The 12,219-nt window shown below is 33.0% G+C and carries 13 protein-coding genes; 3 read left to right on the forward strand and 10 right to left on the reverse strand.

The annotated features are described in order from the left end of the window. Position 1: 1 nt before the first annotated feature. Positions 2–1,687 (reverse strand): histidine--tRNA ligase, encoded by a 1,686-nt coding sequence (gene hisS / locus ACXAFS_RS10070; protein WP_475306726.1) that lies wholly within the window; start codon positions 1,685–1,687, stop codon positions 2–4. Between the two features lie 168 nt (positions 1,688–1,855). On the opposite strand from hisS, the gene ACXAFS_RS10075 reads away from it, so the two are divergent. Then, positions 1,856–3,097 (forward strand): ABC transporter permease, encoded by a 1,242-nt coding sequence (locus ACXAFS_RS10075; RefSeq protein WP_475306727.1) that lies wholly within the window; start codon positions 1,856–1,858, stop codon positions 3,095–3,097. Between the two features lie 132 nt (positions 3,098–3,229). Here ACXAFS_RS10075 and ACXAFS_RS10080 read toward each other — a convergent pair whose 3' ends face one another. The 5 genes from ACXAFS_RS10080 to rpsF form a co-directional block, all read right to left on the reverse strand. Continuing rightward, the gene (locus ACXAFS_RS10080; RefSeq protein ID WP_475306728.1) at positions 3,230–3,703 is read right to left on the reverse strand and encodes a DUF6495 family protein; all 474 of its coding nucleotides are present in this window, start codon (positions 3,701–3,703) and stop codon (positions 3,230–3,232) included. A 119-nt stretch (positions 3,704–3,822) separates the two neighbouring features. Further along, the gene (locus ACXAFS_RS10085) at positions 3,823–4,698 is read right to left on the reverse strand and encodes a glycerophosphodiester phosphodiesterase family protein (protein ID WP_475306729.1); all 876 of its coding nucleotides are present in this window, start codon (positions 4,696–4,698) and stop codon (positions 3,823–3,825) included. 65 nt (positions 4,699–4,763) lie between these two features. Beyond that, complete coding sequence (gene rplI / locus ACXAFS_RS10090; RefSeq protein ID WP_475306731.1) at positions 4,764–5,213, reverse strand: 50S ribosomal protein L9; 450 nt, start codon at positions 5,211–5,213, stop codon at positions 4,764–4,766. Between the two features lie 12 nt (positions 5,214–5,225). Further along, positions 5,226–5,525: a 30S ribosomal protein S18 gene (gene rpsR / locus ACXAFS_RS10095; protein WP_171032511.1), complete on the reverse strand. Its 300-nt coding sequence runs from the start codon at positions 5,523–5,525 to the stop codon at positions 5,226–5,228. Further along, positions 5,525–5,863 (reverse strand): 30S ribosomal protein S6, encoded by a 339-nt coding sequence (rpsF, locus tag ACXAFS_RS10100; protein WP_331810172.1) that lies wholly within the window; start codon positions 5,861–5,863, stop codon positions 5,525–5,527. The genes rpsR and rpsF overlap by 1 nt, the downstream gene beginning before the upstream one ends. Positions 5,864–6,065: 202 nt before the next feature. Between rpsF and ACXAFS_RS10105 the strand changes: the two genes are divergently transcribed. Further along, entirely contained in the window at positions 6,066–6,761 is a 696-nt protein-coding gene (locus tag ACXAFS_RS10105; protein ID WP_076620930.1) for a LytR/AlgR family response regulator transcription factor, read from the forward strand. An 80-nt stretch (positions 6,762–6,841) separates the two neighbouring features. Here the strand turns inward: ACXAFS_RS10105 and priA are convergent, their stop codons facing one another. From priA to nadC, 3 genes are read right to left on the reverse strand one after another with little or no spacing between them, the layout of a single operon-like run. After that, the gene (gene priA, locus ACXAFS_RS10110; protein WP_475306732.1) at positions 6,842–9,295 is read right to left on the reverse strand and encodes a replication restart helicase PriA; all 2,454 of its coding nucleotides are present in this window, start codon (positions 9,293–9,295) and stop codon (positions 6,842–6,844) included. A 21-nt stretch (positions 9,296–9,316) separates the two neighbouring features. Continuing rightward, positions 9,317–10,267 (reverse strand): YihY/virulence factor BrkB family protein, encoded by a 951-nt coding sequence (locus ACXAFS_RS10115; protein WP_475306734.1) that lies wholly within the window; start codon positions 10,265–10,267, stop codon positions 9,317–9,319. A 56-nt stretch (positions 10,268–10,323) separates the two neighbouring features. Next, positions 10,324–11,181 carry a carboxylating nicotinate-nucleotide diphosphorylase gene (gene nadC / locus ACXAFS_RS10120; RefSeq protein ID WP_475306735.1) on the reverse strand — a complete coding sequence of 286 codons (858 nt, stop codon included), beginning with the start codon at positions 11,179–11,181 and terminating at the stop codon, positions 10,324–10,326. Between the two features lie 187 nt (positions 11,182–11,368). On the opposite strand from nadC, the gene rlmH reads away from it, so the two are divergent. Further along, positions 11,369–11,842 carry a 23S rRNA (pseudouridine(1915)-N(3))-methyltransferase RlmH gene (rlmH, locus tag ACXAFS_RS10125; protein ID WP_475306736.1) on the forward strand — a complete coding sequence of 158 codons (474 nt, stop codon included), beginning with the start codon at positions 11,369–11,371 and terminating at the stop codon, positions 11,840–11,842. A 54-nt stretch (positions 11,843–11,896) separates the two neighbouring features. On the opposite strand, the gene ACXAFS_RS10130 is transcribed toward rlmH, so the two are convergent. After that, positions 11,897–12,196 (reverse strand): HPF/RaiA family ribosome-associated protein, encoded by a 300-nt coding sequence (locus tag ACXAFS_RS10130; protein ID WP_475306738.1) that lies wholly within the window; start codon positions 12,194–12,196, stop codon positions 11,897–11,899. Positions 12,197–12,219: the final 23 nt, after the last annotated feature.

Raw genomic sequence — 12,219 nt, forward strand, 5'->3', positions numbered from 1 at the left:
TTTATTTTAATGCTGCTAGCAAGTCTTTAAGCTCTAATTGCTGTTGCTCACCTGTTTGCATGTTTTTAAGGGTATATGTACCAGAATTTAGCTCTTCCTCACCTACTAAAACTACATAAGGAATGTTTCGTTTATCAGCATGCTTCATTTGTTTATTCATTCTTGCATCGTCTGGATATAACTCTGCTTTTACTCCATGCTGTCGTAATTTGGTCACTGCTTGTAAACAAGCCATAGCTTCTTTGTCACCAAAATTGATAAATAGTACTTTGGTTGCATCTGCAATAGTTTCAGGGAATAGATTAAGCTCTTCTAATACCAAATAGATACGATCTAATCCAAAACTGATTCCTACTCCACTAGTATCTGGTTTACCAAAAATGCTCGTTAAATCATCATAACGACCACCTCCACCAATAGAGCCCATTTTAACTCCTTCTGGTGCAGCCACTTCAAAAATTGCACCTGTGTAATAATTAAGTCCTCTGGCTAAAGTTACATCTAATTGGAGGTTAGCTGTTTTTAATCCTAATTTAGAAATTGAAGCATCTATAAACTCTAATTCTTCAATACCTTTTAGACCAATTTCAGAGGTATTTAAAATAGATTTTAGGCTTTCTACTTGCGTACCGAACTCGCCTTCTAAAGAGAATAACGGTTGAAGTTTAGATATACCATCTTCTGAAATACCTTTGCTACGCATTTCTTCTTTTACCTTCTCCTCGCCTATTTTATCGAGCTTATCTAAAGCAACCGTAAAATCTATCAGTTTATCTTGTGCTCCGATAACTTCTGCAATACCAGATAATATCTTACGATTGTTGATTTTTATGGTAACACCTTTTAAATTGAGAGTTGTAAACACAGCATCATACAGTTGTACAAATTCAACCTCTTGAAACAAAGATTTAGAACCTACTACATCAGCATCACATTGGTAAAACTCTCTAAAACGTCCTTTTTGCGGACGGTCTGCTCGCCAAACTGGTTGAATTTGGTAGCGTTTAAAAGGAAACTCAATCTCGTTTTGGTGCTGTACTACGTAACGTGCAAATGGCACTGTAAGATCGTAACGAAGGGCTTTTTCTGAGATTGCACCAGCTACTTTGGACGAATTTAAAATATTATATTTTCCAATATACTCTAAAAGAAATTTAAACTCTTGTTCACTTTTAAACTTACGTAATTCATATTTCTTTTTATCACTTTCAAAAGTTTTAATACCCTTTGCAAATTCAATAAACTCCTCTTTTATCTTCTTTACGAAATCATAAATTAAGTCATCATCCTCATGCTTATCATCTCCCATTCCACTTTGATATGATTCAATTACTGTATTATAATCTTCTTCTAAATTTTCTACTAAGTTATCTGAATAATCAAAAAAAACATCGTAAGTATTAATAACGGTATTGAAATTTTTGAATACAAAGTGTGAACGTATTACATCTTTTTGCACATCTTTAAGATAATCACCACTATTCAAAATCTTAAAAATCAAACGGTCTCCTTCATCACCATATTTTCCCATTAAAGTGTCTGAGTTTTCAAAACTTGGTGTTTCAATAGGTTGAAATCCGTATAACTCAAATTGCTCCTTTATAATGTTCATTATATAAGAACGTTTTGCAACTTCTACTGCATTAAAATCTCTGGTACCTTTAGGAATACTTGGTTTTTGTGCCATAACATTTCCTGCAAAAGCAGGAATCTCTTTTAGTGAAACTTCATATTTAAGTCACAAAAATATTATAATTTTTAGAGGCAAACCCAAGTAATTTTAAATTTATAGTAACTTTATGGTGTTTGAGACGTCTTATGGTTTTAAACAACCCAACTAACTTTAGACATAACTATGTTTTCATTAGCTAGAGAGAATGTAAAAATTGCTTTTGGTTCTATAAAAAGCCAGCTACTACGTACCATTTTAACGGTTTTAATCATTGCTATTGGTATTATGGCACTAGTCGGTATTCTAAGCGGTGTATCGGCTTTAGAGAATACTATTTCAAGTAATTTTTCTTCAATGGGTGCGAATACCTTTAATTTTCAACGTTATGAGTTTAGAGCACAACGCCAAAGTGGTAGAGAGCGTCAAAAAGTTAATCCTGTTATAAGCTACAGAAACGTTAAAGATTTTATTGATAACTACGATTATCCATATACTAAAGTTGCCGTATCGTTCTATGGTTCTGGCGCATCTGAAGTAAAATATGAGAATGAAAAAACAGACCCAGAAGTTGCAGTTATTGGTGCCAATGAACATTATATCGAAAACTCTGGCTTAGAAATAGAAAATGGTCGCTCGCTTAATTTTGCAGACGTAGAAAACAATAATGCGGTTTGTGTTATTGGTAGCGATTTGCAAAAAGCACTTTTTCCTGATGAAAACCCAATTGACAAAACCATAAGTGTTAGAGGTTCTAAATTTAAAGTCATTGGTGTTTTAAAAGAAAAAGGCTCAACATTTGGTAACAATCAGGATTTGAGGGTGATTATGCCAATTCAAAAAGCTCGATCTATCTTTACCAATCCAAATATTAATTATACGCTTAGTGTTAAAGTGGATAAAACTGACATGCTAGAAGGTGCACAAGATGATGCAATTATTACCTTTAGAAATGTGCGTGGACTCAACCCAGTAGAAGAAAATAATTTTGGTATAGAACGAAGTGAAGACCTTATAAATCGTGTAGCAGATAATACAAATACCTTATATATCGCAGCTTGGGTAATTAGTATTATTACCATTTTTGGCTCTACAATAGCATTAATGAATATTATGCTGGTTTCTGTTAGTGAGCGTACTAGAGAAATTGGTGTGCGTAAAGCTTTAGGTGCTAAACGAAGAACAATAGCGTTTCAGTTTTTTATGGAAACCATTATAATCGGTCAGCTTGGTGGAATCTTAGGAATTATTCTAGGCATCTTAATTGGTTGGGGAGTTGCAGCAGGTTTTGAACTCGAATTCTCCACACCTTGGGTAGCGATGATTTGGGCAACCAGTATAGCATTTATTGTGGCTATTATTTCAGGGTTATATCCAGCCACAAAAGCTGCTAGTTTAGATCCTATTGAGTCACTTAGATATGAATAAAATTCCTGCGAAAGCAGGAATCTCCTAATCACGCTTAGAAATTATCATAGTAATTATGTAAGTTTTTGCCAATAAAGACCTTTAAGCAAGGTTTATTCCTTTTTTGCTGAGAGATACCTGCTTTCGCAGGTATTAGTTCCTAATCAACTTTTCAAAATACTGAAACAACTCACCTTTGGTAATATTAGCACCTTGTTGAATTAACTTAAATATATCCTGATGTTTATCCTCTGAGTAATCTTTCTTTGCGTTGAAAAATTCAATATCATCAGACAATAAGTTATCCCTTAACCACTGAAATCCTTCTTTTGTTGTTAAATCAGTTTTATCTTCCTTTAATTTAAGCGCTATTAAGTGCATGTCGTTTTCTCTACATTTAAAAAGATGAATATGATTTGGCGAAATATGCTCTAAGTATTCTACTTTACTCAATACACCATACCAAACAAGGTCACTAAACACATCTAGCTCCTGCTCTGCAGCTTCTGGTTTATTTTTCTTAATGTCTTCCCACTCATCAGCAGTTATAGATTGTGTTGCCAGGAAATTAATAAACTCTTGGTGTAACTCTTCAAACTGCTCTTTTGTTAATCTTGCGTATTTCATAATATTTCCCACGAAAGTGGGAATCTCTTTTAATTATACTCTATTTTATATTTGTTTCTCATTTCCACTTCGACTGCGCTCAGTGTGACATCCTCATCTTTAAGATAGAGAATTTAAATTTAATTAATCGCCTTATAAGCTTCAAAAGGTCTATCGGTAGCTAAAATATCAACTCCTAGTTTTTTCCATCGCAGATATAACTCATCGCCTCTTGCTTCTGCTTGTTTGTCTAAGTTGCCCAATGTACCCAAAATACAAACTATATCTTCGTTATGCAGTCTTTGATATAAAGATTTGTCAGATAGACGTGTACCTGTAAAAGCAAGCATGTTTTCTGTTGGTATTTCTGTTTTTAGTAATCTATCAAACTCTTCATGATTTCTTGCTGAAACCGAAAGTAATACGTCTGGTGCTAATCTGTGGGCAAGTTCTGCCTGTTCAACATCATAGGTAATAATAATACAATGATCTTCTGCATTGGCATATTCAATAGCACTTATCACGGAAGATACACTCACCACAGTTCGCTTAACATCTATGGTTAAGATAATATCATTAGCTTTACACCATTTTAAGACTTCTGAAAATAGAGGCACTTTATAATTGGTTTTGTTTCCAAAGTCATCTACTAGATAATACCTCCTTAATTCATCATAAGTGAGGTTTTTCACTGAGCCACTTCCGTTTGTAGTTCTTTCTATAGAATTGTCGTGCATTAAAATTAATTTTCCATCTTTGGTTTGGGCAACATCAATTTCAAAAATTGCTGAAATACTATCACTTACATATTGTAGGGTCTCCAAACAGTTTTCAGGATAGCCCTTTATACCTTTTCCGCCACGATGCACACTTATATTCGGATAATCTGATTTTGATGCTCTAAAAACATCTATGAGTTTAGATTTCTTTATCCAAGACACACCATCATAGCTTGATTTGGATTTTTTACAGCCAATAAAACCGATAAGGAGAATTAATAATAGTATTTTTTTCATAATTGTGTAAACAAAAAAACCGCTTAGAAAACTAAACGGCTTTTATTTATTTTAATTTGAAAATATTAAGCTTCTGCTACTACTTCAAATGGTAAATCTATAGTAACTTCTCTGTGTAATCTAATTACAGCATTGTATTTACCTAAACGCTTTACGTTACCACCAATAACATTGATATATTTTTTATCAATTTCGTGACCTTCATTTTGTAAAGCCGCTGCTAAATCTATATTGTTTACAGATCCGAAAAGTTTATCACCTGCACCAACTTTAGAAGCAATCTTAATTTCTAACTCAGCTAAAGCGTCAGCAGTTTTTTGAGCAGCTTCTATAATTGACTTTTCTTTATAAGCACGTTGCTTTAAAGTTTCAGCTAATACTTTTTTAGCTGATGGTGTAGCCATTACAGCATGTCCTTGAGGAATTAAAAAGTTTCTACCATAACCGTTCTTAACTGTTACAATATCGTCTTTAAATCCTAAATTCTCAACGTCTTGTTTTAATATAAGTTCCATTGTTATGATATTTTATTTTAATAAATCAGCAACATATGGCATTAAAGCTAAGTGTCTAGCTCTTTTTACTGCCACAGATACTTTTCTTTGGTATTTTAAAGAAGTTCCTGTTAAACGTCTTGGTAACAATTTACCTTGCTCGTTTACAAAGCTTAATAAGAAATCTGGATCTTTGTAGTCGATGTACTTAATACCAGACTTTTTAAAACGACAATACTTCTTTGTTTTTTGTGTCTCTATATTTAATGGTGTAAGATATCTAATCTCACCATCTTTTTTTCCTTTTGCTTGTTGTTCTATTGATGACATAATTAAGCTTTTTGTTTGTTTCTTTGTCTTCTCTTCTCAGCCCAAGCAATAGCATGCTTGTCTAATTTTACAGTTAAATAACGCATAAAACGCTCATCACGTCTAAACTCTAACTCTAAAGTTTCAATAACTTCACCAGCTACCTGGTACTCAAATAAGTGATAAAAACCACTTTTTTTGTTTTGGATTGGGTAAGCTAACTTTTTTAAGCCCCAATCTTCTTTGGCTATCATCTTTGCACCTTTAGAAACAAGAAAATCCTCATATTTCTTAACTGTCTCCTTTATCTGTTCTTCAGATAAAACGGGATTCAAGATGAAAACAGTTTCATAATGATTCATAATAAATTATATTTGTTTATTGTTAAAACGGCTGCAAAAATACACATTATTTCTAATTCTGGCAACGTTTTTGAGTGTAAAGTTTCAAACATTTTTTGCACTAAAGATTATGTTAAATTTTACAGTTTGTCGGTAAAATTTGTTTTTTAACCGAAATTATTGTACTATTGTCGATATCTTAACCTAATAAATTATTAATGTTATGACTTTAAACTGTGTAGTTGTTGATGATTCTGCGATTCAGCGCCTCTCTATAGTAAAGTTAATTGAGAATCATTCCTCACTTAACCTTATTGCAGAGTACAGCAGTGCGTTAGAAACAAAAAACGGTCTTAATACTCATAAAGTAGATCTTATCTTTTTAGATATAGAGATGCCTGTATTAAACGGTTTTGAACTCTTAGATGTACTCAACAACAAACCCCAAATTATTTTTGTTACAGGTAAAACCGAATATGCTTTTAAAGCATTTAATTACGACGCTACCGACTATCTTCAAAAACCAATCACAAAAGAACGTTTTAACACTGCCGTAGAAAAAGCTATTGAGCAGCATAAGTTAAAATTGGACTTTAACGAAACTGATGGCGAGCACATCTTTGTGAAGAGTAACCTTAAAAAGCGTAAAGTTTATATTAAGGATATTAAATGGATTGAAGCTTTAGGCGATTATGTAAAAGTTGTAACAGAAGAAAACAGCCTTGTAGTATTATCTACAATGAAAGCTTTTGAAAAGGAGCTACCAGAAGGAAAATTTTTGAGAATCCACAAATCTTATATTGTGAATTTAGATAAAATTGATCGCTTTAACAGTAAGAATGTTGAAGTAGGTGCTTATGAGATTCCTTTGAGTCGAAATAAGAAAACACAATTAGTAGATGCTTTGAATAATATGTAGAATGACTACCTTTTTCAGAATATCTCAATAATACACATTGAAATAAAAAATCCCAGCAGTAATGCTGGGATTTTTTACTTTTAATAGTTGTCCACATTCAACACTACTCTCACAGACCTAAAATCCTTAACTGCATTAAAACTGTTATCTATTTTTATAATCGCTTCTTTGGTTTTAGAAAGCGATTGATTTTGTGGAATTTTAATTAAGATGTTTTTATTAAACAAATTCCGAATTCTTGAAATTGGCGGAAATTCTGGTCCTAAAACATTTGCTTTAAAGACTTGTCGTAAAGATTTAGCATACCAATCTGCTGCTAAATTAACTCTGTTATAATCCTTATGCCTTAAAGTAATTTTAATTAAACGATAGATTGGTGGATATTTAAAGTTGTATCTATCGTTCATTTGCTCTGCAAACATCTCTTTATAAGCGTTTGTAGACACTTGCTGCAGAATATTATGGTGTGGATTATAGGTTTGAATTAGCACTTTTCCTCTTATATCTGTTCGGCCTGCTCTACCTGCTACTTGTGTCATTAATTGATAGCTGCGCTCATGTGCTCTAAAATCTGGGAAGTTGAGTAAATTATCGGCATTCATAATGCCAACCAATTTTACATCTCTAAAATCTAAGCCTTTGGTTAGCATTTGTGTACCCACTAAAATATCTATTTCACGCTGTTCAAACTTTGTGATGATTTTTTCAAAACCATACTTTCCTCGTGTGGTATCTAAGTCCATACGCGCCACTTTCCTTTCCGGAAAAAGCACTTTTACCTCTTCTTCTATCTGCTCTGTACCAAATCCTTTCGTGTCTAATGTAGCATTACCACACGCCTGACAAGCCTTTAGCATTATAGTATTGTAACCACAGTAGTGACAACGTAGTTGGTCTCTGTATTGATGATACGTTAAGCTTACATCGCAATTAGGACATTGTGGTGAATTACCACAAGTTGTACACTCTACTATTGGCGAAAACCCTCTTCTATTCTGAAATAATATAATCTGAAAACCTTCATCTAAAGTCTCGGTCATTTCCTCTATCAAACGGTCCGAAAAATGACCTTTCATACGTTTGCGTTTGTATTTATCTGCCAAATCTACCAGCTCAATATCTGGCATAAGCACATTGTTGAAACGTGTTTTTAATTCTACAAATCCATATTTACCTTGACTAGCATTAAAATAACTTTCTAAACTTGGTGTTGCCGAGCCTAAAAGTGTTTTAGCCTTGTGAATGTTAGCTAGCACGACAGCAGCATCTCTGGCATGGTATCGTGGTGCTGGGTCAAATTGTTTGTACGATTGCTCGTGTTCTTCATCTACTATAATTAAGCCTAGATTAGAAAACGGTAATAATAAAGCCGAACGTGCACCAATGACTAATTGTGCTTTCTCTAAATTGTTCTTTAAATTTTGCCAAACCTCAACCCGCTCGTTACTTGAATATCTACTATGAAAAACCGCAACCTTTTCGCCAAAATAATCTTGAAGACGTTGCACCAATTGCGTTGTTAAAGCAATTTCAGGAAGTAGATATAATACTTGCTTACCCAAATTTAGCTGCTCTTCTATGAGCTTTACATAGATTTCCGTTTTTCCAGATGATGTTACGCCATGTAAAAGTGTTACTGGTTTGGTCTCAAAAGCAACTTTAATGCTCTCAAGTGCTTCGGTTTGAGCATCACTCAATTGCTTGGTTTGCTCATCACCTTCACCCTCAAACTGCACTCTATCGGTTTGAATGTAGTATTCTTCTAAAATAGACTTATCAATCAGTGCTTTAATAATAGCTGATGATGCTCCACTACGTTCACTTAATTCTGAAACTTTTATTGGTTTTTGTTCTGAAGCTTCGAGTGTAAACAAGGTTAAAATAACTTCACGTTGTTTTGGTGCTCTGCTTAAAATTTCTAATAACTCCTGAAGTTTTTCTTTAGATTTATGTGATTCATGAAGCTTTACATAGCGTACTAATTTGGGCTTATACTTTTCGTAAAGTTCTTCTTGCAAATGAAGCACACCTTTTTCTACTAAACAATTTACTACAGGTAGAATTCGTTTTTTATCTAAAATAGAAACCACATCTTCAATCTTTAAGGACGATTGATACTGCAAGGCTTCGTAGATTAAAAACTCATCATCTTTTAGATCTGCTTCGGACACTTCTACACTTTCATTTTTAACAAGAACAGTTTCACTTTCTATGATAAAAGCATTTGGCATTGCTGCTCGCATTACTTCACCCAAGCTACACATGTAGTAACTCGCAATCCACTCCCAATGTTTTAATTGTAATTGAGTTACAACAGGCGCTTCATCTAATATTTGATGAATTGTTTTTGCTTCATATGCTGTAGGTGGATTGGTATGAATCTTATACGCTAATGCCGTGTAGATTTTGCTTTTACCAAAAGGCACAGCAACTCGCATTCCTTGCTTTATAAATTGAGCTTCGGCTTCAGTTATATGATAGGTAAAGGCTTTTTGAAGCGGTATTGGCAATATGACATCTAGAAAATAGGTCATCTAATATTCTCTGAAACAGTTTTAATTAGCTTTACTATTATTGTTGTTTATTTTACTCAGTAATCTTAATGACGCATTTAACTCATAACCTAAAAGCAAAATATTAGCATTTAACCATAGGTACAACAATAAGATTAGCAGAGCTCCAATAGAGCCATACAGCTTGTTGTATTGCGAAAAATTATCAATATAAATACCAAAGAGATAAGAGGTAAGAATAATAAGTAAAGTAGTTAATAATGCGCCTACTGAAAAAAATCTAGTATGCCTCCCTTCCTTAGTACCAAAGTAATATAAAGTGGCTGTGGCTAGATAGACCATAAGTATAAAAAAAAGATACTTTACAATTGCAATCCATTGCTCTGCTGTTGCTTTTTCGGTTTCTAAAGCATCATTTAATGGTGTTATAATATAGATTTGTGTGTATCCGAAAAAAGCTACAGTTAAGAGTACTAAAACCACCAAAATTAATGCTACGCCAAGCGCATACATATATTGTTGAAACACATTACGCGTTAACTGCTCATGATACGAATTTTCAAAACCAGAAAACACTGCATTTACACCATTTGCCATTAATAACATAGATAACAAAAAAACTGAAGACAAAAGTCCAGCTCCTGAGCCTCCACTTATATTTTCAAAAATGTTTGCAAAGAAAAACTCTGAGGTTTGTGGTGGTAAAAAATCGTTTAGAAAACGCTCAAATTCTACCTGAAATCCATCAATTGGTATGTATGGCATTAAAATAATTACAAACAGTAAAAACGGAAATATTGCCGTAAAAAAGCTAAAAGCAATGGCACTGGCTCTAGTTGTAAGCGCACCTTTTACAATACCCATTACATAGAGTTCTAACAAGTCGTAGATAGATAAACCTTCAAAACCTGGTAATCGGATTTGCTTAAAAAAGCGAACCACTAAATTAATTACAGGTATTTTATCAAGTTTATCTTCTATGTGTTTTGTCATTCAAATTTAGAGATTTAGACTACTTAGACGGTTAGATAATTAGACTTTTCGTTTTTCTAGACTGCTTTTAAACTTAAATCCATATTATAAACAGAATGTGTCAATGCACCAGATGAAATATAATCTACACCACACTCGGCATAATTTCTTACTGTTTTTTCATTTATGCCACCAGAGGATTCTGTAAGACATTGGTCTCCTATTAATTTCACAGCTTTTCTGGTGTCTTCGTAATTAAAATTATCTATAAGAATACGATACACTCCACCACAATCTAAAATTTCTTTAATTTCTTCAAGATCACGTGCTTCAACAATAATTTTTAAATCTCTATTGGTATCTTTTAAGTATTGCTTGGTTAAGTTAATAGCTTTTGTCACTCCACCTGCAAAATCTATATGATTGTCTTTTAACATAATCATATCATACAGTGCAAATCTGTGGTTTTCTCCACCTCCAATCTTTACAGCCCATTTTTCAAGTGCTCTAATACCTGGAGTCGTTTTTCGAGTATCTAAAATTTTGGTTCCTGTACCTTCTAATAAATCCACAAACTTTCTGGTTTTAGTTGCTATAGCACTCATACGTTGCATAGCATTAAGCACCAAACGCTCCGCTTTAAGAATAGACTGCGAAGACCCTTCTACATAAAATGCAATATCTCCATACTTCACTTTACTTCCATCTTCAATAAGTGTTTCAACTTTCATGTCTTTATCCACGTAAGCAAAGACTTGTTTAGCAAATTCAATACCAGCAACAATACCGTTGTCTTTTACTAAAAGTTTAGCTTTTCCGGTAGCTGAAGCTGGTATGCAAGCCAAAGAACTATGATCGCCATCTCCTACATCTTCTCTAATGGCATTGGCAATAATTAAATCTATTTCGGTTTGGAATTGTTCTTTTGAAATCATGAGATGTTTTATTTAGTGTAAAAATAGGAATTGAAATTTGAAAAGTTTAATAAATCTTACGTCAGTTGGAGTGAATTTATGAGCAAAACGAATAAATTTGTATCGAGAACCACCTACACAAGACTTCTCGATACAATTCTAATTTCGATAGCAATCGAAATGAAATCACTTGAAGTGACAAAAACATATGAATATTAAACTCATCGCCATAGGCAAAACGGATAATAAAAATCTTCAGACCTTAATTGAAGATTACAAAAAACGACTGAGCCATTACATTAAATTTGAATTTGAGATAATTCCTGATCTTAAAAAAGTGAAGCATCTTTCTGAAGAACAGCAAAAAGAAAAGGAAGGAGAATTAATTTTAGCTAAAACTCAAAATTCAGACGTGCTTATATTATTAGATGAAAATGGAAAACAAATGGATTCTATTGCGTTTTCTAACTACTTGCAAAAGCACATGAATTCAGGAATAAAAACTTTAATTTTTGTTATTGGAGGCCCTTATGGATTTTCAGAAGAGGTTTATAAAAGAGCCAATGGAAAATTAGGATTGTCTAAAATGACATTTTCACATCAAATGGTTCGCTTATTTTTTATAGAACAATTATACAGAGGGTTTACAATTTTAAAGAACGAACCATATCATCATAGATAACCAACCTAGTAAACCCTCTGTTATAATTAAACGTCGAAACGTTTTTATTTCAATTTAGTGTGTGTTAAATACTTCTTTTCTCTTTTTTAATTGACGTGTTAAATCGCTAATAGTTTCATTAACTGCCATTTCATAAGAGGCTTTGTTTGATGTTGCAAAAATGCGTGGACCAGGAAGACTCAATTCTATATTACAAATTTTACCTGCTTCGTGGTCTTTATCATCATGTTTAATATAAACCTGAGCTGAAATTAAGAACTCAAATTTATCTGCTAATTTTTCTAACTTTTCTGTTGTAAACGCTGATAATGTTTCACTTACATCTGTGTTTACATATTGAAAATTTACCGTCATAATTTTACTTGTTTTAATTAATA

Source organism: Winogradskyella sp. ABM4_392, from assembly GCF_056160445.1.

What these genes read in the sequence shown, in the direction of transcription:
- hisS (WP_475306726.1), bottom strand. Translation starts at nt 1,687, where the DNA reads ATGGCACAAAAACCAAGTATTCCTAAAGGTACCAGAGATTTTAATGCA.
- ACXAFS_RS10075 (WP_475306727.1), top strand. Translation starts at nt 1,856, where the DNA reads ATGTTTTCATTAGCTAGAGAGAATGTAAAAATTGCTTTTGGTTCTATA.
- ACXAFS_RS10080 (WP_475306728.1), bottom strand. Translation starts at nt 3,703, where the DNA reads ATGAAATACGCAAGATTAACAAAAGAGCAGTTTGAAGAGTTACACCAA.
- ACXAFS_RS10085 (WP_475306729.1), bottom strand. Translation starts at nt 4,698, where the DNA reads ATGAAAAAAATACTATTATTAATTCTCCTTATCGGTTTTATTGGCTGT.
- rplI (WP_475306731.1), bottom strand. Translation starts at nt 5,213, where the DNA reads ATGGAACTTATATTAAAACAAGACGTTGAGAATTTAGGATTTAAAGAC.
- rpsF (WP_331810172.1), bottom strand. Translation starts at nt 5,863, where the DNA reads ATGAATCATTATGAAACTGTTTTCATCTTGAATCCCGTTTTATCTGAA.
- ACXAFS_RS10105 (WP_076620930.1), top strand. Translation starts at nt 6,066, where the DNA reads ATGACTTTAAACTGTGTAGTTGTTGATGATTCTGCGATTCAGCGCCTC.
- priA (WP_475306732.1), bottom strand. Translation starts at nt 9,295, where the DNA reads ATGACCTATTTTCTAGATGTCATATTGCCAATACCGCTTCAAAAAGCC.
- ACXAFS_RS10115 (WP_475306734.1), bottom strand. Translation starts at nt 10,267, where the DNA reads ATGACAAAACACATAGAAGATAAACTTGATAAAATACCTGTAATTAAT.
- nadC (WP_475306735.1), bottom strand. Translation starts at nt 11,181, where the DNA reads ATGATTTCAAAAGAACAATTCCAAACCGAAATAGATTTAATTATTGCC.
- rlmH (WP_475306736.1), top strand. Translation starts at nt 11,369, where the DNA reads ATGAATATTAAACTCATCGCCATAGGCAAAACGGATAATAAAAATCTT.
- ACXAFS_RS10130 (WP_475306738.1), bottom strand. Translation starts at nt 12,196, where the DNA reads ATGACGGTAAATTTTCAATATGTAAACACAGATGTAAGTGAAACATTA.